Source organism: Cupriavidus sp. 2KB_3, assembly GCF_052115685.1.
GTDB classification, from domain to species: domain Bacteria; phylum Pseudomonadota; class Gammaproteobacteria; order Burkholderiales; family Burkholderiaceae; genus Cupriavidus; species Cupriavidus campinensis.
This window is the reverse complement of the sequence record NZ_JBFRHD010000007.1, coordinates 155,724-178,312: the sequence shown is the minus strand read 5'-3', so window position 1 is coordinate 178,312 and position 22,589 is coordinate 155,724. Positions and strand designations below refer to the sequence as shown.

Here is a 22,589-nt window from a genome sequence, read left to right as displayed (position 1 = left end):
GCCAGCCGGCTCAGCCGCCCGCGCCCAGCAACGCCACCGCACGCGCCAGCACCGGCGACGGGTTCTCCGGATGCCAGATTGCCGAGTACTGCGCGTGCGCCGGCGCCCCGGTGAGCGGCTTGAGCACCACACCGGGCACCGCCGCCGTGCCCAGCGTGCGCGGCACCAGTGCCACGCCCCGGCCCAGCGCCACCAGGCTGATGACGGACAGCAGGTGCTTGGCGTAGTGGCGGAAGTTCGGGCTGAAGCCGCCGGCCAGGCAGGTGGCCGCCGTCAGGTCGAAATAGCCCGGCGCGCTCTCCCGGGGAATCACGATGAACGGCTCGTCGGCCAGCGCCGCCACATCGATCTTCGCGCGGCCCGCCAGCCGGTGGGTGGCGGGCAGCGCCGCCGCCAGCGGCACGCTGGCCACAAGGTGCGCCGCCATCTCGCCCACCCCCATCGGCACCTGCGCGAAACCCAGGTCGATGCGGTCCTTGCGCAGCGCCTCCACCTGCTCTGACGAGCCCATCTCCTCCCACACCGTCTCCACGCCCGCCAGCTCGCGATGCAGCCGGGCGAACAGCGTCTCCATCCCGATGTAGACCACCGCCGCCACAAAGCCGATGCGCAGCGTGCCGGTCTCGCCCTGCTGTGCGCGCCGCACCACCTGCAAGACCACCTCGGCCTGGTTCAGGATGCGCCGCGCCTCCTGCACCAGCGCCGCGCCGGCCGGCGTCAGCCGCACGCTGCGCTTGTTGCGGTCGAACAGCATCACGCCGAGTTGTTCCTCGAGCTGCTGGATGTGCTTGGTCAGCGGCGGCTGCGAGATGCGCAGCCGTTCCGCCGCGCGGCCGAAATGCAGTTCCTCCGCCAGCGCCATGAACATGCGCAGGTCCCGAATCTCCATCGTCGCTTTCATGCTTCCGCCCCCTTGCGTACGCCGCCAGACGGCAGCGCCAGTCATTCTATTTTGGAATCAGTCTGTTCCCAAAAATATATTGGACGCATCCAAACGCCATTCGCACAATGGCCGGATTCCAAGACAACAACCCCAAGATTCCGGAGACAGGCGCATGCCACGCATTTCCACCCCGGCGCTGGACGCCATGACCCCTGCCCAGCGCGCCGTGCACGACACCATTGCCGGCGGCCCGCGCGGCGGCGTGCGCGGGCCTCTGGCGGTCTGGCTGCAACGCCCCCAGCTGGCCGCCACCGCCCAGGCGCTGGGCCAGTACTGCCGCTACGATTCCTCCCTGCCGCCGCGCCTGTCCGAGCTGGCCATCCTCTGCATGGCCCGCGCCTGGCGCGCCGAGTACGAGTGGTACGCCCACAAGCCGCTGGCGCTGAAGGCCGGCGTGCAGCCCGAGGTGGTCGAGGCCATCCGCACCGGCCGCACCCCGGCCTTCGCCAACGAGGACGAGGCCGTGATCCACGCCGTGATGCAGAGCCTCGACCAGACCCGCCGCATTCCCGACACGCTCTACAAGCACGCCATCGACGTGCTCGGCCAGGACGCGGTGGTGGACCTCGTCGGCCTCGCCGGCTACTACACGCTGATCTCGATGACCATCAACGCGTTCGAGGTAGTGCCGCCGGCAGGCACGCCCAACGAACTCGATCCGCTCTGAACAGGAAATCCGCAACATGTCATCCAATTCGCCCAAGAGGCTCGAAGGAAAAGTCGTCATCGTGACCGGCGCGGGCTGCGTCGGCCCGGGCTGGGGCAATGGCCGCGCCGTCGCCGTGCGGTTTGCCGAGGAAGGTGCGCGCATCTTCGCCGTGGACAAGAGCGCCGACGCCATGGCCGAAACCCTCGAGCGCGTGCGCGCCATCGACGGCGAGGTGGAAGCCCATTGCTGCGATGTGACCGACGCCGCCGCAGTCACCGCCATGGTCGATGCCTGCATCGCCCGCTTCGGCCGGGTGGACGTGCTGGTCAACAACGTGGGCGGCTCGGCCAAGGGTGGCCCCGTGGAGCTGAGCGAGGAGACCTGGGACATCCAGATGGACTTCAACCTCAAGAGCGTGTTCCTGACCTGCAAGGCCGTGCTGCCGCACATGGAGGCACAGGGCGGTGGCGCCATCGTCAACACGGCATCCACCTCCGGCATTCGCTGGACTGGCGCCGCGCAGGTGGCCTACGCCTCGGCCAAGGCTGCCGTGATCCAGTTCTCGCGCGTGGTGGCGGTGCAGTACGCCCCGAAGCGCGTACGCGTGAATACCGTGATTCCGGGCCAGATGCATACGCCGATGGTCGAAGCCCGCCTGGCCGGCCAGCGCGCCGGTGGCAACGTGGACGCGCTGCTGGCCCAGCGCCAGGCCCGCATCCCGCTCGGCTTCATGGGCGACGGGCGCGACACCGCCAACGCGGCCCTGTTCCTCGCCTCCGACGAAGCGCGCTTCGTCACCGGCACCGAGATCATTGTCGATGGCGGGATGAGCGTGCGCTGCGACTGACGGCAACACCACCTATAAAAAAACAGAGGAGACCTCCGCTCATGGCATCGACACCGCGTGCCGCCGCTTCCCGGCGACGCATCCTGCTGGCCGCCTTTCTGGTGGCCAGCCTCGGCCTTCCCGCCGCCGCCCAGGCCGACACCTACCCCGACAAGCCCATCCGCATGGTCGTGGCGTTCTCGCCGGGCGGCCCCACCGACATCATCGCCCGCGTGATCGCCCGCAAGCTCGGCGAACGGCTGGGCCAGCAGGTGGTGGTCGAGAACCGGCCGGGCGCCGGCGGCAATATCGCGGCGGAGCAGGTCGCCAAGTCCGCCGCGGACGGCTACACGCTGCTCTACAACAGCTCGTCGATCGACATCTCCCCGGCGCTGTTCCAGAAGCCCGCGCTGAATCCGAGCGAGATCTTCACGCCGGTGGCGTACGTGGCCACGGTGCCGCTGGTGGTGATCGTCAACGCCGCCTCGCCGATCCGCACGCCCAAGGACTTCCTCGCGCAACTGAAGGCGCGGCCCGGGCAGATGAGCTTCGGTTCGTCGGGCAACGGCACCATCGACCACCTGACCAGCGTGCTGTTTGCCGCGCGCACGGGCACGCAGTTCAACCATATCCCCTACAAGGGCAATGCCGCCGCGCTGCCGGACCTGTTGTCCGGCCGCCTGGACTTCATGATGTCCGGCAGTCTCAATGCTGCGCTGCCGTTCATCCAGGACGGCAAGCTGCGCGCGATAGCGGCCACCACGGCGCGGCGCGTCTCGGTGCTGCCGGATGTGCCCACGCTGTCCGAAACCATCGCGCCGGGCTTCGACTCCGGCACCTGGCAGGGCATCGTGGCGCCGCGCGGCCTGCCCGCAGCCGTGGTCACCCGGATCAACCGCGAAGTGGCGGCCGTACTGAAAGACCCCGACACCCTCGCCGCACTGCATGCGCAAGGCGCCGAGGCCACCGGCGGCACGCCAGAGCAGTACGGCGCGCTGATCCGCAACGAATATGCGCGCTGGACCCGCGTGGTCAAGGAAACCGGCGCACGCTCCGACTGACACCACCATGCCAACGACTGCCGCCAGCACCTCGGGCATCTGGGACTGCCATTTCCATATCTTCGGCCCCTACGATGCCCATCCGCTGCCGCCCAACCCCATCTACACCCCGCCGCCAGCGCCGTTCGCAGAGATCCGGGCGATCCACGCCACGCTGGGCATCGCCCATGGCGTGATCGTGCAAGGCGCCTGCTATGGCAACGATCACGGCGCGCTGCTCGCGGCGCTGGATACAGCCGACGGCGCCTATCGCGGCATCGCCACCATCGATCCCGATATCGACGAAGCGCAGCTTGCCGACATGGCGGCGCGCGGCGTGCGGGGCATCCGCCTAGGCCTGATGTCCCACCTCGGCGGTGCGCCGGACATGGGCCAGATGCGTGCCGTGCTCGAACGAATTCGCCCCTATGGCTGGCACGCGCTGCTGCACGGCCAGATCGACGATGTGCTGGGCGCGCTCGCGGCGCTGGCCCCGCTGGACGTGCCGCTCGTGATCGACCACATGGCGCGCGTGCAGGCGCGCGACGGCGTGGCCTATGCCAGCTTCGCCCAGCTTCAGGAGTACCTCGCCCTGCCCCACCTGTGGATCAAGCTCTCGGGGCCGGACCGCATCACCGATGGCATCGCGCCCTATCTCGATGCCGTGCGCGTGGCGCGCGCGCTGCTGGACACCGCACCGGACCGCGCGATCTGGGGCACCGACTGGCCGCACCCGAACATCAAATACCCCCGGCCCGACGAGGCGCAGTTGCTGGCCTGGATTCGCGCGCTGTGCGGCGACGCCGCCACCGCCGACGCCGTGCTGCGCCACAACCCCGCCCGGCTCTATGCCTGAAACAGGAACCTCCATGCACGACAACGACCACATGCCCATTGGCCGCTATCCGGACCCCGCCGTCCAGGTCCTGCAGCCCGCCTTCGAGCATTACCGCCTGGCGCTGGCCGCCGTGGAGCGCATTGCCACCGGCGGGCGCTGGAACGAAGGCCCGGTCTGGTTCGGCGATGGCCGCTACCTGCTCTGGAGCGACATCCCGAACAACCGCATCATGAAGTGGGAGGAGGAAACCGGCGCGGTGAGCGTATTCCGCGCGCCCTCCGGCCATGCGAACGGCAATACGCGTGACCGCCAGGGCCGCCTGATCACCTGCGAGCACGGCGGCCGCCGCATCACGCGTACCGAGTACGACGGGCGCATCACGGTGCTGATGGACAGCTTCGACGGCAAGCCGCTCAATTCACCCAACGATGTGGTGGTGAAGTCCGACGGCTCGATCTGGTTCACCGATCCGCCCTTTGGCATCGCCGGCTACTACCAGGGCGAGCGCGCCCCAGCCGAGCAGCCCGAGCGCGTCTACCGCTTCGACCCCGCCACCGGCACCGCCGCCGTGATGGCCGACGACATCAGCGGGCCGAACGGCCTGGCCTTCTCGCCCGACGAATCCACGCTGTACGTGATCGAATCGCGCGCCCGCCCGCGCCGCATCCGCGCCTTCCAGGTGAGCAGTGACGGCTCCCGCCTCGGCGAGTCGCGCGTGCTGGTCGATGCCGGGCCGGGCACGCCGGACGGCTTCCGCGTGGACGTGGACGGCAACCTCTGGTGCGGCTGGGGCATGGGCACGCCTGAACTGGACGGCGTGCGCGTGTTCTCGCCGCAAGGCGAGGCCATCGGCCATATCTCGCTGCCCGAGCGCTGCGCCAACCTCTGCTTCGGCGGGCGGCATCGCAACCGGCTGTTCATGGCGTCCTGCACGTCGATCTATTCGCTGTACGTCAACACGCAAGGCGCCGTGGGCGGCTAGACCCCCGCGCCGCCATACCCCGTCAATCTGGAGGAGACCCCCATGCGCACCCGCATGCTTGCCCCGGCGTTCGCGCTCGCGGCCCTGGCCACGCTGGCCACCCTTGCCATTACACCCCTCGCCCACGCTGCGCCCATCACGCGGCTGGTTGTCGCGTTCCCGGCCGGTGGCCCCGCCGATTCGCTGGCACGCGCCATCTCGCGCCAGCTTGAGCTTGAACTCAAGCAGACCGTTGTCATCGACAACCGCCCCGGCGCCAACGGTGCCATTGCGGCGAGCTTCGTGGCGAAGGCGCCCACCGACGGCTCGGTGCTGTTCCTGACCAGCGCGGGGGCCATCGTCATCAACCCGTCGCTGTACGCCAGCCTGCCCTACAACCCGCAGAAGGACCTGACGCCGATCTCGCTGGTGGTGAACACGCCCGAGGTGCTGGTCGTCAAGCCCGACGCGCCCGCCACCAATGCCGCAGCGTTCGTCAAGCAGGCGCAGCAGGCGGCCAAGCCGCCGAGCCTGGCTTCCACCGGCGTCGGCAGCATGCCGCATATGACCATCGAGCTGTTCAAGGCGGCCACGCGCGTGAACTTCCTTCACGTAGCCTACAAGGGCGCCGCGCCGGCCATCACGGACACGCTCGGCGGCCAGGTGGATGCGTTCTTTGGCGATGCGTCCGGGTTGATGCCGTTCATCACCAGCAAGCGGCTGCGGCCGATTGGCGTGGCGGCGCCCAAGCGGCTCGGCTTCCTGCCCGATGTGCCAACGCTGGGCGAGCAGGGCATTCCCAACGTCGAGGCCAGCAACTGGTACGGAATGATGGGGCCGGCCGGCACGCCGCCTGACGTGGTGAAGCGCGTGAACGAGGCCCTGCGCCGCACGCTCGACCACCCCGGCGTGCGCACCAACCTCGAACAACTCGGCCTGGTGCCCGCCCCGGGCAGCGCCGCCGAGTTCACCACGCTGATCCGCAACGACACCGCCAAGTGGGGCCGCGTGGTCAAGGAACACAACATCCACGGAGAATGACATGGGCACAATGACGCTGTACTGGTCGCCCCGCTCGCCGTTCGTGCGGCGCGTGATGGTGACCGCGCACGAACTGGGCATCGCCGACCGCATCCGCTGCACGGACGCGGTGGTGGCCATGACAGGCTGCAACGCGGACGTGATGCGCATGAACCCGCTCAACAAGATCCCGACGCTGGTGCTTGAGGACGGCAGCGTGCTGTCGGAATCGACACTGATCTGCGAGTACCTCGCCGCTGGCTCCGCGCTGGTGCCGGGCGAGCGCGCCGCCCGCTTGCGCGCGCTGCGCTGGCACGGGATCGGCCATGGCCTGACCGATCTGCTGGTGCTGTGGCGCAACGAGCGGCTGCGGCCGGCGGCGCAGCAGTCGGCGCCCATCCTCGACGCCTGGGCCGCCAAGCTGGCGGCCACGTTATCGGTGCTCGATGCCGAAGCGGCAATCTTGCGCGAATCAGCCGTGTCGCTCGGCCATGTCGCCATCGGCTGCGCGCTGGGCTATCTCGACTTCCGCTTTAAGGCGCTTGACTGGCGCGCGCAGGCGCCGGCGCTGGCGCAGTGGTTCGCGACGTTCGACCAGCGCCCGTCGATGCGGGAGACCATGCCGTCGGCGTAGCTACGTCAAGCCGCGTCGGTACTCCAAGACCGGATCAGATCGACCGTGCCGGCATCCGCTGCGCAGGCCGCTTCGCCAATCTCCCGGCCCCAGTAGCGCTCCGAGCCATCGGCCAGCCGCCACGCATGCAGGCGCCGCGTGAACAGTTGCAGGTCGTATTCCTCGGTGACGCCCATCGCCCCGTGCACGGCATGGGCGCTGCCAGTGACCGGGGTCACCGCCTCGCAGGCATTGAGCTTGCCCACCGCCGCGCGCATGCGGTCCGGCCAGGCGTTGTCTGACGCGCACGCGATCTGCGCCGCCACGCGCGCCGCCGCCACCTGCTCGGCCATCACACTGACTTGATGCTGGATCGCCTGGAACTTGCCGATGGGCCGGCCAAACTGCGCGCGGTCGTTGGCGTACTGCAAGGTCATGTCGAACACGCGGGCCATCGCGCCGGCCATCTGCGCGGCGTGCAGGCAGGCGCCCAGCGTACGGAGCAGCCCCGGCGCCAGCGGAAAGGTGGCGGACGGGGACCGGCCGATGGAGACCGTCAGGTCGCCGTGCACGCCGGTATCTGCCAGATCCGCGGCTGCGCGGGCAACCAGCGCCCCCTGGCCGCCGTCCTGCACGAGGAACCACGCCGCGGCGGCCCCGCACGGCGCATGGGTGCGCGGCGCGGCGTCAAAGGTCGCCAGCGCAATCGGCCCCTCCGGTATGTCGATGCCGGCCTGATGCAGCACCGCCCGCGCGAACATCGTCTGGGCCAGCGGCAGCGGCATCGCGTGCCAACCCATCGTAAAGAACAGCGGGGCGACCTCCGCCAGCGAGAGCCCCGCGCCACCGGCATCCTCGGGCAGCAGGCAGTCCGCAAAGCCGCTGTCGCGCAGCACGCTCCACAGCGGCGCCGCGCCCTGCCCGGCTTCCACGGCGCGCACATGCGCCGGCGTGCAGTGGTCGCGCAGCAGGGCGGTCAGCGCGTCGGAATAAGCGTTATCCATCTCGAAACTCCTTCAGCGCAGGCCAAGGCCGCGCGCAATCATGCCGCGCAGGATCTCGCGGGTACCGCCCCGCAGCGAATAGGTCGGAGAAATCTGGCTGACGTAGGCCGCCGTGCGATACAGCGCCGTGTCGGCGGCCAGTTCCGGATCATCCCCGAGCGCCGCTTCTGCCAGCGCGCCCACGGACTGCTCCAGCTCGGTGCCGAGATCCTTGACCAGCGCGGCCTCCACCAGCGGGCTTTCCCCGGCGGCGAGCCGCGCCGTTACCGCCAGCGACATCGCGCGCAGCGTGGCGAGGCGCCCGACCAGCCTGCCAACGGTGACCGTGTCGCGCCGCATCGACGGCAGGCGGCGCAGCGCGGCCATCCATGCGTCGAGCAGCACCACGCTCGAATAAAGCCGCTCCGGGCCGCTGCGCTCGAACGCCAGTTCCGCGTTGACCTGCTCCCAGCCCGCGCCCTCCTGCCCCACCAGCGCATCGGGCGGCAGGGTCACGTCGTCGAAGCTCACCTCCGAGAAATGCGCGTCGCCAGCCAGGTCGTGGATCGGCCGGATCGTCACGCCCGGCGCGGCAAGATCGACGATGACCTGCGACAGGCCCTTCTGGCGGTCACCCGCCTCGCCGGAGGTGCGCACCAGCGCCAGCATGTACTGGCAGCGGTCGGCGTTGGTCGTCCAGATCTTGCGGCCATTCAGCCGCCAGCCGCCTTCGGGCAGCGGCACGGCGCGCGTGCTGACGCTGGCCAGGTCGGAGCCGGCGTTCGGCTCGCTCATGCCGATGCAGAAGAACGCCTCGCCCCGGCGGATGCGTGGCAGGTAGAAGGCGCGCTGGGCGTCGTTGCCGTAGCGCAGGATCAGCGGCCCGCTCTGCCGGTCCGCGATCCAGTGCGCGGAGACCGGCGCGCCGCAGGCCAGCAACTCCTCCACGAGCACGAAGCGCGAGAAGGCGTCGAGCCCGGCGCCGCCGTAGGCCGCAGGCAGTGTGATGCCCACCCAGCCGCGCCGCGCCAGCGCCCGGCTGAAACTGGCGTCGAACCCCATCCAGGAGCGCGCGCGCACATCGGGCGGCAGCGCCGGCAGGTGTTCGGCGAGGAAGGCCTTGACCTCGGCACGGAAGGCCGCCGCCTGTGGCGGCAGCGCCGTGAGCTGAAACGTTGTGAACAGCGCACTCACATCGAGACTCCTGTTTCAATCCAGCGTGACGCCGGAATCCTTGACGACCTTGCGCCAGCGTTCCAGCTCCTGGGCCACGTACTTGCCGTAGGCCTCCGGGCTGGTCCCGCGCGGCTCGGCGCCCTGCGCGGCCAGGCTGGCGCGTACCTCGGGCGCGGCCAGCGCCTTCAGCGTGGCGGCATTGAGCTTCTTGACGATCTCGGGCGGCGTCTTGGCCGGCACCATCATCCCCTGCCAGGCGCCCACTTCGAAGCCGGGCATCACGGTCTCGGCCACGGTCGGCACGTCAGGCAGCTGCGAGCTGCGCGTGAGGCTGGTCACCGCCAGCGCCTTCATGCGCTTGTCGCGGATGAACGGCAGCGACGAGTTGATGGTGTCCGTCATGAACTGCACCTGCCCGCCGGCGAGGTCGGTCAGGGCCGGCGCGCTGCCCTTGTAGGGTGCGTGTACCGCGTCCAGCCCGTTGGCCTGCAGGAACAGGAAGGCGGCCAGATGCGTGACGTTGCCGTTGCCGGCCGACCCGTAGGTCATCTTGCCGGGGTTGGCCTTGAGCCAGCTGACGAACTCGGCCACGGTGTTCGCGGGCACCTTCGCGTTCACCTCCAGCACCAGCGGCACCATGGCGGTCATCGCCACCGGCGCGAAGTCACGCTTCACGTCGTAGGGCAGCTTCTTGTACAGCGCGGGGCTCAGCGCGATGGACGAGGTGTTGTACAGCACCGTGTAGCCGTCGGCGGGCGCCTTGGCCACCATCTCGCCGCCGATATTGCCGTTGGCGCCGGGACGGTTGTCCACCACCACCTGCTGGCCGAGGTCCTCCGACATCTTCTTGGCAATCACGCGCGAGACGAGGTCGGTCGGCCCCCCCGGCGGGAACGGCACCACGAGCTTGATCGGATGATCGGGAAATTCCGCCGCGTGCGCCGGCATGATGGCCGGCGCGCAGACCAGCGCGGCTACGGCGCAGAGGCGTCGCAGCGTACGGTGATGCCTGGCATTTTTGCTCTGAACTGGCATGTTGTCTCCTCCTGTAAATGCATGGGGCCGCCGCCGGCGGGCTACCTGCCTGCCAGCAGGCGGCGCGCGGTATAGGTCATCACCAGCTCGTTGCGCTGGTTGAAGACCTCGATGCTCGAATCCACCACCGCGCGGCCGCTCTTCGACGTCGGGCGGATGCCGGTCACAGTCACGGTGGCGCGGATCGTGTCGCCCACCACCACCGGGCCGTGGATCTTCTGCGTCAGCTCCAGCATCGCCAGCCCGGTGCCCTGGATCATGGTCTGCAGGATGAAGCCTTCGATCAGCGCGTAGGTCAGCGCGGCCGGCACCGGGCGGCCCTGGATCGCACCACCCTCGTAGCCGGCCTCGATAAAGATGGCCTCCAGCATGCCGGTGGTGGAGATGAAGTTGACCAGGTCGGTCTCCGTCACCGTGCGGCGGAAGGTCTCGAAAACCTGCCCGACCTCGATGTCCTGCCAGTAGTAGCCCTGCCCGAGGCGTTTGGGCTGTGCTTGGGTCATGTTTGTCTCCTTGTGGATCTTGTCTGGTATGGGGTGTGTCAGCGGGGCTTGGCCGCGAACGCCGCGCCGTCGCGCGTCAGGGCGTCGATGTCCTTGGGGTCCAGCCCCGCGTCGCCGAGCACGGCGCGCGTGTGTTCGCCGAGCCGGGGCGGCAGCGCCGCACGGGCGCGTTCACCGTCGAAGCGCACCGGCGCGCCTGGAAAGCGCAGCGTGCCCATCGACGGATCGCTGACCTGCTCGAAGAAGCCGGTGGCCTGCAGGTGCGGATCATCGATCAGCTCGTCGAGGTCGTTCACGCGCGCCACGGGAATCTGCAGGCCCTCGCAGATCTCGAGCCAGTCGTCCGTGGAGCGCTCCCGCACGAGTTCGCCGGTGATTTCGTAGAGCGTTTCGATATGGCGCGTGCGCGCCGCGATGTCAGTGAAGCGCGCGTCGGCGGCCAGGTCGTCACGCCCCGCGCTGCGGAAGAAGTCGCGCCAGTGTGCATCGGTGTACGGCATCATGCAGACGTAACCGTCGGCGGTCTGGTAGGGCCGGCGCAGCGGCGCCAGCACGCGCGGATAGCCGGCGGTGCCGCGCGGCGGCTCGAAATGCTGGCCGTAGAGATGTTCAACCATATTGAAGGCCACCATCGACTCGAACATCGGCACTTCCACCATCGACCCCTTGCCACCCTGCCGCGCGCGCCCGGTAAGCGCCGCCGAGATCGACAGCGCCGCCACCAGTCCGCTGGTCTTGTCCGCCGCGATGGTCGGGAAGTAGCGCACCGTGCCGGTCTGCGCGGCCATCAGCGCGGCATTGCCGGACAGGCCCTGGATGATGTCGTCGTACGCGGGGCGCCCGCCATAGGGGCCCTCCTCCGCAAAGCCCAGCAAACTCACATAGATCAGTTGCGGATGCCGCGCCATCACGCTGGCGGGGTCCAGGTCGAGCTTGGCCAGCTTCTGCGGCCGCATGCTGTGCATGAACACGTCAGCCGTGGCCAGCAAACGGTGCAGCGCGGCCTGCGCGGCCGGCAGCTTCAGGTTCAGCACCACGCTCTTCTTGCTGCGGTTCACGCCCAGGAAGATGGCCGACATGCCGTCTTCGGTAGCGGGGCCGGTGCGACGCGTGGAATCCCCCTCGGGCGGCTCCACCTTGATGACCTCGGCGCCCAGGTCGGCCAGCCACTGGCTGGCGTACGGGCCCATCACGACCGTGGACAGGTCTACCACGCGAATGCCAGACAGCGGCAGCATGGGCGTCTCCTTATATCTTTTGGCTTTGAGCAACGAGGTTACCGCCGGCGGCACCTTTCCGTCTAATATTAGTTTTTTAGGAACCGATATCGATTGGATATCACCATGGACCTGCGTCAACTCCAGCAATTCGTCGTGCTCGCCGAGACCGGCAACTTCCACCGGGCGGCCGAGCGCCTGCATATGGCGCAGCCGCCGCTCTCGATCTCCATCCGCAAGCTGGAGGCGGATCTGGGCACGCCGCTGTTCGTGCGCACCACGCGCGGGGTGCGCCTCACCCAGGCCGGCGAGGCGGCGCTGGCGGACGCCCGGCGCGCGCTGTTCCACGCCGAACAGGCCCGCGCGGCTGCGCTCTCCGCCGCACATGGCGAGCGCGGCGCGCTGCGCGTCGGCTTCATCGGCTCCGCCACCTACGCACTGCTGCCCCGCCTGATTCCGGCCTTCCGCGCAGCGCATCCCGGCATCGAGCTGATCCTGCATGAATCCACCTCGGCCTCGATCCTGGACCGGCTCGAACGCGGCCAGGTAGATGCTGGCCTCGTACGCTTCCCGATCCTGAGCGCCGGCCCCTTCACGCTGACGCCGCTGGAGGAAGACACCTTCGTGGCCGCCGTGCCGGCCGACAGCCGCTTCGCCGCGCAGGAGTCCATCGCGCTCAAGGCGCTGGCCGACGAGCCCTTCATCATGCATCCCAGCGCCGAGGTGCCCAACCAGCAGGCCGTGGCGATGCTGCTGTGCCAGCAGGCCGGCTTTGTGCCGCGCGTGACGCAGGAGGCGGTGCAGGTGCAGACCATGGTCAGTCTGGTGGAAAGCGGACTTGGCGTGGCGCTGGTGCCCGGCGTGACGGCGCGCTACACCAATCGGCGCGTGCGCTTCCTGCGGCTGTCGAGCCCCCGGCCCACCGCGCGCATCGGCATTGCGCTGGCCACGCGCGAGGGTGCCGATGACCGCCACGTGCAGCACTTCACCACCGTGGCGCGCGGCATGATGCAGGACGGCTGAGGCCGTTCCGCAGCGCAGCACCGGTCATACAGGCCGTGCATGGCCGTAATGAAACTTGCGCCATGCGTGTCCGGTTCACGTTGTGGACCGTGGCCGCCGCCCCTTACAGTCTGGCTTGCATCCCACGTCGTCAACCTCGGGAATCCAGCCAGTGAAGAAGCTTCTGATTGCAAATCGCGGCGAGATTGCGCTGCGTGTCCAGCGCGCGGCCCAGGATGGTGGCATCGCCACGGTGGCCGTCCATGCCGCCGACGACGCCCAGTGCCGCCACCACATGCTGGCCGACGAATCGGTGGCGCTGCCAGGCAGCGGCCCGGCGGCCTACCTCGATATCGACGCGATGCTCGGCGCTGCGCGCGCCACCGGCGCCGACGCGATCCACCCCGGCTACGGCTTCCTGAGCGAGCGCGCCGACTTTGCGCAGGCGTGCGCGGATGCGGGCATCCTCTTCGTCGGCCCGACGCCCGAGCAGCTCGGGCTGTTCGGCGACAAGGGACGCGCGCTGGCGCTGGCGGCGCAGTGCGACGTGCCGGTCATGCCGGCCACGCCGGGCGGGGCCACACTCGATGCCATCACCGCGTTCTTCCACGCCCAGCACGGCAACGGGATCGTGCTGAAGGCCGTGGGCGGCGGCGGCGGGCGCGGCATGCGCATCGTGCGGGAGGCGCAGGGGCTCGCGGAAGCCTACGCGCGCTGCCGCTCCGAGGCGCGCAGCGCCTTCGGCGTGGACCAGATCTACGCGGAACGGCTGGTGGAACGCGCGCGCCATATCGAAGTACAGATCGTTGGCGATGGGCGCGACGTGGTGGCGCTGGGCGAGCGCGACTGCACGCTGCAGCGGCGCTTCCAGAAGCTGGTCGAGATCGCGCCGAGCCCGGTGCTCACGGCGGGCCTGCGCGAGCGTATCCTCCATGCCGCCACGGTGATGGCGCGCGAGGTGGGCTACCGCAGCCTTGGGACGTTCGAGTTCCTCGTGGAGACCACGGAGGCCGGCGAGCCGCGCGGCTTCGTCTTTATCGAAGCCAACCCGCGCCTCCAGGTGGAACACACGATCACCGAGCAGGTCACCGGCGTGGATCTGGTGGCGATGCAGCTTGCCCTTGCCCAGGGGCGCTCGCTGCGCGAGGCAGGGCTCGATCCACAGGCGCCGCCGGCACCGCGCGGCTTTGCCATCCAGCTGCGCATCAACGCCGAGGCCACCGACGCCCAGGGTCTCGCACGGCCCGCGCAGGGCAGGCTCGAACGTTTCGATCCGCCCAGCGGCCCGGACGTGCGCGTGGATACCCACGGCTACGCCGGCTATGCCCCGCCGCCGGGCTATGACTCGCTGCTGGCCAAGCTCATCGTCAGCGCCGCCGCGCCGCGCTTCGACGACGCGGTACGGCGTCTGCGCCGCGCGCTGGCCGAGTTCCGCATCGATGGCGTGCCGACCAATATCGACTTGTTGCGGGCGCTGGTCGCGCGCGAGGACTTCGCCACGCAGCACGTGCATACGCGTCATTTCGAGGCGATCCTGCCGGATCTGCTTGAACAGGCCCAACGCATTGCCGCCACGGCAGCCACCCGCGATGCCACCCGCGATACCAACAGCGGCCAGCCAGCCGCCATACCAGCCAGCACACTGGCCGCAGGCAGCGAAGCCGCGCCGGGCGAAGGGCTGATCGCCATCCGCGCGCCGATGAACGGCCGCGTGGTCGAGATGCGCGTCAACGAGGACGCCATCGTCCAGCCCGGCCAGACCGTGGCCATCCTCGACGCCATGAAAATGGAGCACACCATCGTCGCCGAAGCCGCTGGCCGCGTGATCGACGTGCGCCTTGGGGCCGGCGCGCAGACCACAGAGAACCAGATCCTGCTGGTGCTGGAGCCGATGGAAACCACCGGGGCGCCGCTGCACCGCACGGCAGGCGCCGACCCGCGCGCGGTGCGGCCAGACCTGCAACGCGTGTTCGACCGCGACGGCTTCCTCGCCGACGCCGCCCGCCCTGACGCCGTGGCCAAGCGCCACGCCCGTGGCCAGCGCACCGCGCGCGAGAACGTGGCGGACCTGTGCGATGCCGACAGCTTCGTCGAGTACGGCGCCTATGCGGTGGCGGCGCAGGCCAGCCGGCGCAGCGCCGAGGACCTGATCGCCAACACCCCGGCCGATGGCCTGATCACCGGCACGGGGCGTGTCAACGGCGCCCGCTTCGCGCCCGAGGCGGCCCGCTGCGCGGTGCTGGCCTACGACGCCACCGTGCTGGCCGGCACGCAGGGCAAGCGCAACCACATCAAGACCGACCGGATCCTGCAAGTCGCCGCCGATCAGAAGCTGCCCACGGTGATCTTTGCCGAAGGCGGCGGCGGCCGGCCCGGCGATGTCGATTTCCCGACCGTGGCCGGGCTCTACCAGCCCTCGTTCGCGGCGTTCGCCAGCCTGAGCGGCGAGGTGCCGGTCATCGGCATCGCGGCGGGCCGCTGCTTTGCCGGCAATGCCGCGCTGCTGGGCTGCTGCGACGTGATCGTCGCCACGCGCGATGCGAACATCGGCATGGCGGGTCCGGCGATGATCGAGGGCGGCGGGCTGGGCGTGTATCGCCCCGAGGACATCGGCCCCGCTGCCGTGCAGTACCAGAACGGCGTGGTGGACCTGCTCGTCGACGACGAGGCCGCTGCCGTGCAGGCCGCCAAACACTATCTGTCGATGTTCCAGGGCCGCACGCACGGCTGGCAGGCCCCGGACCCGCTGCTGCTGCGCGGCGTGGTACCGGAGAACCGCCTGCGCGTGTACGACACGCGGGCCGCCATGCAGGGTATTGCGGACGTGGACAGCCTGCTCGAGCTGCGCGCCGGCTACGGCACGGGCGTGCATACGGCGCTTGCGCGCATCGAGGGGCGCCCGGTCGGCATTGTCGCCAACAACCCGCGCCACCTCGGCGGCGCCATCGACGTGGACGCCGCCGACAAGGCCGCGCGCTTCATGCAACTGTGCGACACCCACGGGCTGCCGATTGTCTCGCTGATCGATACCCCCGGCTTCATGGTCGGCCCCGAGATCGAGGCGCGCGCGCAGGTGCGGCACGTGTCGCGCCTGTTCGTGCTGGGCGCCAAGCTGCGCGTGCCGTTTATGGCCGTGGTGCTGCGCAAGGGCTACGGACTCGGCGCGATGGCGATGGCGGCTGGCGGCTTCCGCGCGCCGGCCTTCACGATCTCGTGGCCCACGGGCGAGTTTGGCGGCATGGGGCTGGAGGGCGCCGTGCGGCTCGGCTTCCGCAAGGAGCTTGAAGCGCTGCCCGTAGGACCGGAACGCGATGCGCTCTACCAACAACTGGTGGCGCAGATGTACGAGCGCGGCCACGCGATCAACGCCGCCGCCGGGCTGGAGATCGATGCCGTGATCGATCCCGCCGAGACACGCCGCTGGCTGCTGGCGGGACTGGAGCCCGCCCCGCGCGACACCCCGCCGCGCCGCTACGTAGACGCCTGGTAACCCCCGGGGAAGCCCCTTTCCCCTGCGCTTGTTCGTCCAACGCCCCGGAGACACGATGGAAGAGACCGCCTTCTTTGCCGACCTGGACGCCCGCCACGCCCGCATCTGGCCGGCGGGCCTGCCCACCGCGCCGCACTACCCGCACGGCGAGATCGGCCTGGGTGACACCCTGCGCGCCTGGGCGCGCGTGCAGCCAGACCGCCCGGCGCTGGTCTACTACGGCACCACGCTCACCTATGCCGAACTCGACGACCTCAGCGAACGCTGCGCCGAGCTGCTGCGCGGTCACGGCGCCGGGCCGGGCGAGCGCGTGGCCGTGCTGCTCGGCAACTGCCCGCAGTTCCATATCGTGTTCTACGCGATCCTCAAGATCGGCGCGGTGTACGTGCCGGTCAACCCGCTGTTCAAGGAACACGAGCTGGCCTACGAACTGAACGATGCCGGCGCCACCACCGTCATCGCACTCGATTCGCTGGTGCCGATGCTGATGGCCGTGAAGGCGCAGACGCCCGTGGCCACGGTGTTCCGCACCTCGCCGGGCGAGTTCCTGCCGGCCCAACCCACGCTGCCCGTGCCGGCCGGACTGGGCGCGCCGCCCGTCGAGCACGCCGGCACCATCGACCTGATGACCGCCGTGCGCCTGTGCACGGGCAACGTGCGCGACGCGCAGGTGGACCTGGACGCCCTGGCGGCGCTCAACTACACCGGCGGCACCACCGGCATGCCCAAAGGCTGCATGCATACACAGCGGGACATGCTGTACACCGCCGCCGCCTCGCTGGCGGTGGCCAGCGGGCAGGCGGGCCGCGACCCGGCCCAGCCCTCGCCGGACGTGATGCTGAACTTCCTGCCGATGTTCTGGATCGCCGGCGAGAACCTCGGCCTGATCTACCCGATCTTCAGCGGCGCCACGCTGGTGCTGCTGGCGCGCTGGGACCCCGCGGCGGTGATGGCCGCCGTGGAGCGCTACCACGTGAACCGGACCTTCATGGTGGTGGACAGCATCGTCGAATTGCTCCAGCACCCGGACCTCCCCCGGCACGACCTGCGCACGCTGCAACACACGCGCGTGGCGTCGTTCATCCGCAAGCTCACGCCAGACCTGCGCCGCCAGTGGCTGGCGCTGACCGGCGGCATCCTGGCCGAAGGCGCCTGGGGCATGACCGAGACCCACACCAGCGACACCTTCACCACCGGCATGCAGACCGACGACATGGACCTGCACGGCCGCCCGATCTTCGTGGGCCTGCCCGTGCCCGGCACGCGCATCAAGATCTGCGATTTCGAGACCGGCGCGGTGTTGCCGGTGGGCGGGGAAGGCGAGATCGTGGTCAGCACGCCCTCGCTGTTCAAGGGCTACTGGGGCCGCCCGGAGGCCAACGCCGAGGTGTTCCGCAACGGCTGGTTCCATACCGGCGACATCGGCGCCTATGACGAGGCCGGCTATCTCCACTTCCTCGGCCGCCGCAAGGAGATGATCAAGGTGCGCGGCATGAGCGTGTTTCCGTCCGAGCTGGAAGTGCTGCTGGGCCGGCATCCGGCCGTGCTCGGCTCCGCCGTGGTGCCGCGCCCCGACCCGGAGCGCGGACAGGTGCCGGTGGCCTTCATCCGGCTGCGCCCCGAGCATGCCGCCGTCTCCGGCGACGACCTCCTTAGCTGGTGCCGGGAGCATATGGCGAGCTACAAGGTGCCGGAGATCCGCGTGGTGGCGGAGCTGCCGATGACGGCCACCGGCAAGGTCCGCAAGGTGGAATTGCAGGCGCAGCTCGAACAGAACTAACAAGATCAAGAGGAGACACCCGATGAACACGCCGCGACGCACCCTGCTCAAACTGTCCGCCGCCACGCTCGGCGGCCTGGCCCTCGGCCGCCCCGCCTGGGCGCAGCAGCCCGGCCCCGCCACCCCTGCCGGCCCGATCCGGATCGTGCTGCCCTACCCGCCCGGCGGCTCCACGGACGCCATCACGCGCTTTATCGCGGACAAGCTCGGCGCCTCGCTGAAGACCAGCGTGATCGTGGACAACCGCCCCGGCGCAGCCGGCATGATCGGCGCGGCCGCCGTGGCCTCGGCGGCGCCGGACGGGCGCACGCTGCTGTTCACCAACACCGCGCTGATCCAGAGCCCGCTGATCCAGCCGCAGCCGCTCTACAACCCGATGACCGATTTCGAGCCGCTGACGCTGGTGGCCGATGCCGCGCAGGTCTTCGTCGCCAGCGATGCCACGCCGGCCAAGACGCTGGCGGAGTACGTCGAGTACGCGCGCCAGAATCCCGGCTCGGCCTACGGCAGCCTCGGCGTGGGCTCCACCGGCCATCTGTACGGCGAGCTGCTCAAACGCAAGGCCAACCTCAACATCGTGCACGCGGCGTACAAGGGCGACACCGCCGCCATCGCCGACCTGCTCGCCAAGCAGCTGCCCGCCGGCTTTGTCTCCACGGTAATGGCCAAGACCTATGGCGACGCCGGCCGGATCAAGGTGCTCGCCACGCTGGGGCCGGCGCGCGTGCCGTCCATGCCGAACGTGCCGACCTTTACCGAAGCCGGCTTCACGGGCTTCGAGTCGATCGGCTGGATCGGCATGCTCGCCCCGGCTAAAACGCCCGCCCCGCTGGTGCAGCGGCTGTCCGCCGAGATCGCGACCATCGTCAAGTCCCCGGCCGGCGCCAGGATGCTGGCCGACAGCGGCATGCTGCCGCGTGGCACCACGGCGCCGGAGTTCGGCGCCCTGCTCAAGCGCGACCAGCAGGTGTGGCAGGCGCTGGTCAGCCAGTCGGGGATCAAGGTGGCGTCGTAGGTGGCGACCCAGGTGGAGTCGTAGCGCGGCGCCCGATATACTCCCCGGATCGTTTCGGGGAGAGCACGCGTGGATCGATTGCAGGCCATGAAGACCTTTGTCACCGTGGTGGAAAGCGGTGGCTTCACCGCGGCCGCGCGCAAGCTCGATATTTCGCTGTCGGTGGTCAGCCGCATCGTCACCGACCTCGAAGCCCACCTGGGCGTGCGGCTGCTCACGCGCACCACGCGGCTGGTGCGTCCCACGGACACCGGCGCCACCTACTACGAGAACTGCCGGCGCATCCTGGCCGAAATCGACGAGGCCGAACTGGCCACCACGGGCGCGCACCTGGCGCCGCGCGGGCAGTTGTCGATCACGGCGTCGGTGCTGTTCGGGCGCCGCTTCGTCACGCCCATCGTGGTCGAGTACCTGCGGCGCTACCCGGAGGTGGACGTCAACTGCCTGTTTATCGACCGCATCGTCAATTTCGTGGACGAGGGCATCGACGTCGGCATCCGCATTGGCGACCTGCCCGCCTCCTCGCTCCAGGCGGTGGCGGTCGGCCATGTGCGGCGCGTGGTCTGCGCGTCGCCCGCCTACCTGGCGCGGCAAGGCGTGCCGGCAAAGCCGGCGGACCTGGCGGCGCACACCGTGATCCAGACCACCGGCATCTCCACCCTGCCGGAATGGCGCTTCCTGGCCGGCGGCGAGATCACGCCCACGCGGCTCTCCCCGCGCATGGCCACCACCACCAACGATTCCGCCATCGCGGCGGCCGTGGACGGCTTCGGGCTGGCGCGCGTGCTGTCATACCAGATTGCCGATGAACTGCGCGACGGCCGCCTGCAGGTCGTGATGGCGGACTTCGAGCCGGCGCCGCTGCCGATCAACGTGATCCATCGCGAGGGCCGCCACGCGATGCACAAGGTGCGCGCCTTCCTGGACCTCGCCATCGACACCCTGCGGGCCGCGCCGTCCCTGCGCTAAGGGTAGTCCCCGGCATTCTTCGCGTTGGCGCAAGAGTGCCTTCTGGCGGCGGCGGTTTTTCGTGCGCTGGAAGGCACCTATAGTCGGAAGCATCCCCAACCAGGATCCGACATGAAACTGTACGCCTACCCCCTCTCCGGCCACTCCCACCGCGTTCGGCTGTTCCTCGGCCTGATCGGCCAGCCGGTCGATCTCATCGACGTGGACCTGCGCGCCGGTGCGCACAAGACGCCCGAATTCCTGGCCCTGAACCCGTTCGGCCAGGTGCCGGTACTGGTGGACGGCGACACCGTGCTGCCGGACTCCAACGCGATCATGGTCTATCTGGCCAAGACGCTGGACCGCACTGACTGGCTCCCCGACGCCCCCGCCGGCGCCGCCGCCGTGCAGCGCTGGCTGTCCGTGGCGGCGGGCGACCTCGCGGCCGGGCCGGCCTCGGCACGGCTGATTACGGTGTTCGGCGCGTCGCTGAACAGCGAGCAGGTCATTGCCCGGGCGCATCTGGTGCTGGGCCGCATGGACCGCGCGCTGGCCGGCCGCCAGTGGATTGCCGCCGATCAGCCGACGATTGCCGACGTGGCGCTGTACAGCTACACCGCCAGCGCGCCGGAAGGCTTTGTGGACTTGGCCGACTACGCCCACGTGCGGCAATGGCTGGCGCGCGTGGAAGCGCTGCCCGGATTCGTGCCGTTCCAGAAGACCCCCGTCGGGCTCGCCGCCTGATTGCCGCCCCCTGCCATCCACCCTACCGGAGCCCAACATGGCCCCCCACGCCGCCCTCCTCCCCGATCTGCCCTGGCACACCGGCGAACGCCTGCTCCAGGCGCGCGCCGGCGTGCAGGCGCGCATGGCCGAGATCGGCCCGCGCGTGGTGCGGGACTACATGCATGACCAGCACCGCGACTTCTTCGCCCAGCTGCCGCTGGTCGTGCTCGGCGCGGTGGCGCCGGATGGGCGGGTCTGGGCCACGCTGCGCGCCGGGGCGCCCGGCTTCCTGCACTCGCCGACCCCCCGCGTGCTGGACGTGGCGGTGGCGCGCGAGCCCGCCGACCCGGCCGACGCCGGCATGGATGACGGCAACGCCCTCGGCCTGCTCGGCATCGACCCCATGACGCGGCGCCGCAACCGCATGAACGGCCGGGTGGAGCGCACCGGGCCGGACGGCTTCCGGCTGGCCGTGGGCCAGAGCTTCGGCAACTGCCCGCAGTACATCCAGCAGCGCGCCTTCGATTTCACGCGCGAGCCGGGCGTCGCGGCCGACCAGCCGCCGCAGGTCCTGCCCGCCCTGGACGAGCGGGCGCGCGCGCTGATCGCCGGCGCAGATACCTTCTTCGTGGCGTCCTACGTGGATCTGGCCGATGGCAGCCGGCAGGTGGATGTGTCGCACCGGGGCGGGCCGCGCGGCTTCGTGCGGCTCGATGCGGACGGCGGGCTGACGATTCCTGACTTCTCGGGCAACCGCTTCTTCAATACGCTCGGGAACCTGGCCGCCAACCCGATCGCCGGGCTGGCCTTCGTGGACTACGCCACGGGCAACCTGCTCCAGCTCTCGGGCCGGGCCGAGGTGCTGACCGACACCCCGGAGATCGCCCTACACCCGGGTTGGGAGGGCGCCGAGCGCCTCTGGCGCGTGATACCGGACCGCGTGATCTGGCGCGAGGCGGCGCTGCCGCTGGTCTGGCACGCCCCGGACGCTTTGCCCCGGTCATAGCGCTGTGACACAATCGCGCGACGCCTGGCCCCGGAGTCCGCGATCATGTCCCTGGAAGCGCTGCAAAACATCAATCCGCAATCGCTGCTCGATACCGCGATCAGCCTCGCCGCCGCGTTCGTGCTCGGCGGCATGATCGGCTACGAGCGGCAGTACCGCCAGCGTACGGCCGGGCTGCGCACCAACGTGCTGGTGGCCGTGGGCGCGGCGATCTTCGTGGATATGGCCAACCACCTTGCCGGCCACGATGGGGCGGTGCGCGTGGTGGCCTACGTGGTGTCCGGCATCGGTTTCCTGGGCGCCGGCGTGATCATGCGCGAGGAAGGCAATGTGCGTGGCCTGAACACGGCGGCCACGCTGTGGGGGTCGGCGGCGGTCGGCGCGTGCGCCGGGGCGGACCTGATCATGGAGGCGGCTATCGGCGCGCTGTTCGTGCTGGCCGCCAACACGCTGCTGCGGCCCGTGGTGGACCGCATCAACCGCCAACCCATCGACACGCCCGCCGTGGAAGTCACCCACACCGTGCACGTGATTACCGCGCGCGAGCACCAGAAGCTCGCCATGCGGCTGCTGGAGGAAGCGCTGGAAGCGGCCGCCTACCCCACCCGCGACCTGGAGGTGCGGGCGTTCGGCGAACAGGATGTGGAGATCGAAGCGGTGCTGGCGGCTGCGTCGGTGGATGGCGACGCGCTCGACGCGATGGTCGCCAGGCTGGGCGCGACGAGCGTGGTCAGCCAGGCCTTCTGGAGCGCCAGCACCACCGAGTAGCGGTGCCGGCCCCGGGGTTCGGCTGGCTCAGCGGCTGGCTCAGCGGCTGG

The 22,589-nt window shown here is 69.9% G+C and carries 21 protein-coding genes; 15 read left to right on the top strand and 6 right to left on the bottom strand.

Going from position 1 to position 22,589, the window contains the following annotated elements; all coding sequences use genetic code 11:
- Positions 1 to 10 precede the first annotated feature (10 nt).
- Entirely contained in the window at positions 11 to 901 is an 891-nt protein-coding gene (locus AB4120_RS09560; protein WP_441642176.1) for a LysR substrate-binding domain-containing protein, read from the bottom strand.
- A gap of 154 nt (positions 902 to 1,055) precedes the next feature.
- Between AB4120_RS09560 and AB4120_RS09555 the strand changes: the two genes are divergently transcribed.
- From AB4120_RS09555 to AB4120_RS09525, 7 genes are read left to right on the top strand one after another with little or no spacing between them, the layout of a single operon-like run.
- Entirely contained in the window at positions 1,056 to 1,610 is a 555-nt protein-coding gene (locus AB4120_RS09555; protein WP_149138107.1) for a carboxymuconolactone decarboxylase family protein, read from the top strand.
- Between the two features lie 16 nt (positions 1,611 to 1,626).
- Positions 1,627 to 2,439, top strand: coding sequence for an SDR family NAD(P)-dependent oxidoreductase (locus AB4120_RS09550; protein WP_149138108.1), 813 nt, complete (start codon positions 1,627 to 1,629; stop codon positions 2,437 to 2,439).
- 41 nt (positions 2,440 to 2,480) lie between these two features.
- A complete protein-coding gene (locus tag AB4120_RS09545) occupies positions 2,481 to 3,479 on the top strand; it encodes a Bug family tripartite tricarboxylate transporter substrate binding protein (RefSeq protein ID WP_149138109.1) in 999 nt (332 codons plus the stop codon).
- A gap of 7 nt (positions 3,480 to 3,486) precedes the next feature.
- On the top strand, positions 3,487 to 4,314 hold the full coding sequence (locus AB4120_RS09540; RefSeq protein WP_187645275.1) for an amidohydrolase family protein: 828 nt from the start codon (positions 3,487 to 3,489) through the stop codon (positions 4,312 to 4,314).
- A 13-nt stretch (positions 4,315 to 4,327) separates the two neighbouring features.
- Entirely contained in the window at positions 4,328 to 5,278 is a 951-nt protein-coding gene (locus AB4120_RS09535) for an SMP-30/gluconolactonase/LRE family protein (protein WP_149138111.1), read from the top strand.
- 42 nt (positions 5,279 to 5,320) lie between these two features.
- Entirely contained in the window at positions 5,321 to 6,298 is a 978-nt protein-coding gene (locus AB4120_RS09530) for a Bug family tripartite tricarboxylate transporter substrate binding protein (protein WP_262389849.1), read from the top strand.
- Between the two features lies 1 nt (position 6,299).
- Positions 6,300 to 6,911 carry a glutathione S-transferase family protein gene (locus AB4120_RS09525; protein WP_262389850.1) on the top strand — a complete coding sequence of 204 codons (612 nt, stop codon included), beginning with the start codon at positions 6,300 to 6,302 and terminating at the stop codon, positions 6,909 to 6,911.
- Positions 6,912 to 6,916: 5 nt separating this feature from the next.
- On the opposite strand, the gene AB4120_RS09520 is transcribed toward AB4120_RS09525, so the two are convergent.
- From AB4120_RS09520 to AB4120_RS09500, 5 genes are read right to left on the bottom strand one after another with little or no spacing between them, the layout of a single operon-like run.
- Positions 6,917 to 7,894 (bottom strand): acyl-CoA dehydrogenase family protein, encoded by a 978-nt coding sequence (locus AB4120_RS09520; protein WP_149138112.1) that lies wholly within the window; start codon positions 7,892 to 7,894, stop codon positions 6,917 to 6,919.
- 12 nt (positions 7,895 to 7,906) lie between these two features.
- Positions 7,907 to 9,067 carry an acyl-CoA dehydrogenase family protein gene (locus AB4120_RS09515; RefSeq protein WP_441642175.1) on the bottom strand — a complete coding sequence of 387 codons (1,161 nt, stop codon included), beginning with the start codon at positions 9,065 to 9,067 and terminating at the stop codon, positions 7,907 to 7,909.
- A gap of 15 nt (positions 9,068 to 9,082) precedes the next feature.
- On the bottom strand, positions 9,083 to 10,084 hold the full coding sequence (locus AB4120_RS09510; protein WP_149138114.1) for a Bug family tripartite tricarboxylate transporter substrate binding protein: 1,002 nt from the start codon (positions 10,082 to 10,084) through the stop codon (positions 9,083 to 9,085).
- A gap of 41 nt (positions 10,085 to 10,125) precedes the next feature.
- Positions 10,126 to 10,587, bottom strand: coding sequence for a MaoC family dehydratase (locus AB4120_RS09505; protein ID WP_092294680.1), 462 nt, complete (start codon positions 10,585 to 10,587; stop codon positions 10,126 to 10,128).
- Positions 10,588 to 10,625: 38 nt separating this feature from the next.
- A complete protein-coding gene (locus AB4120_RS09500; RefSeq protein WP_149138115.1) occupies positions 10,626 to 11,825 on the bottom strand; it encodes a CaiB/BaiF CoA transferase family protein in 1,200 nt (399 codons plus the stop codon).
- Between the two features lie 105 nt (positions 11,826 to 11,930).
- Between AB4120_RS09500 and AB4120_RS09495 the strand changes: the two genes are divergently transcribed.
- The 8 genes from AB4120_RS09495 to AB4120_RS09460 all read left to right on the top strand — a co-directional run bounded on the left by AB4120_RS09495 (position 11,931) and on the right by AB4120_RS09460 (position 22,539).
- Positions 11,931 to 12,827, top strand: coding sequence for a LysR family transcriptional regulator (locus AB4120_RS09495; RefSeq protein ID WP_149138116.1), 897 nt, complete (start codon positions 11,931 to 11,933; stop codon positions 12,825 to 12,827).
- A 151-nt stretch (positions 12,828 to 12,978) separates the two neighbouring features.
- Positions 12,979 to 16,296, top strand: coding sequence for a carboxyl transferase domain-containing protein (locus tag AB4120_RS09490; RefSeq protein ID WP_149138117.1), 3,318 nt, complete (start codon positions 12,979 to 12,981; stop codon positions 16,294 to 16,296).
- Between the two features lie 55 nt (positions 16,297 to 16,351).
- Entirely contained in the window at positions 16,352 to 18,076 is a 1,725-nt protein-coding gene (locus tag AB4120_RS09485; protein WP_149138118.1) for an AMP-binding protein, read from the top strand.
- 22 nt (positions 18,077 to 18,098) lie between these two features.
- Positions 18,099 to 19,091, top strand: coding sequence for a Bug family tripartite tricarboxylate transporter substrate binding protein (locus AB4120_RS09480; protein WP_441642174.1), 993 nt, complete (start codon positions 18,099 to 18,101; stop codon positions 19,089 to 19,091).
- A gap of 69 nt (positions 19,092 to 19,160) precedes the next feature.
- Entirely contained in the window at positions 19,161 to 20,060 is a 900-nt protein-coding gene (locus AB4120_RS09475) for a LysR family transcriptional regulator (RefSeq protein WP_149138119.1), read from the top strand.
- A 111-nt stretch (positions 20,061 to 20,171) separates the two neighbouring features.
- Positions 20,172 to 20,783, top strand: a complete 612-nt coding sequence (locus tag AB4120_RS09470; RefSeq protein ID WP_441642173.1) for a glutathione S-transferase family protein — start codon at positions 20,172 to 20,174, stop codon at positions 20,781 to 20,783.
- Between the two features lie 37 nt (positions 20,784 to 20,820).
- Positions 20,821 to 21,771: a pyridoxamine 5'-phosphate oxidase family protein gene (locus AB4120_RS09465; protein ID WP_441642172.1), complete on the top strand. Its 951-nt coding sequence runs from the start codon at positions 20,821 to 20,823 to the stop codon at positions 21,769 to 21,771.
- 45 nt (positions 21,772 to 21,816) lie between these two features.
- Complete coding sequence (locus tag AB4120_RS09460) at positions 21,817 to 22,539, top strand: MgtC/SapB family protein (protein WP_149138121.1); 723 nt, start codon at positions 21,817 to 21,819, stop codon at positions 22,537 to 22,539.
- Positions 22,540 to 22,589: the final 50 nt, after the last annotated feature.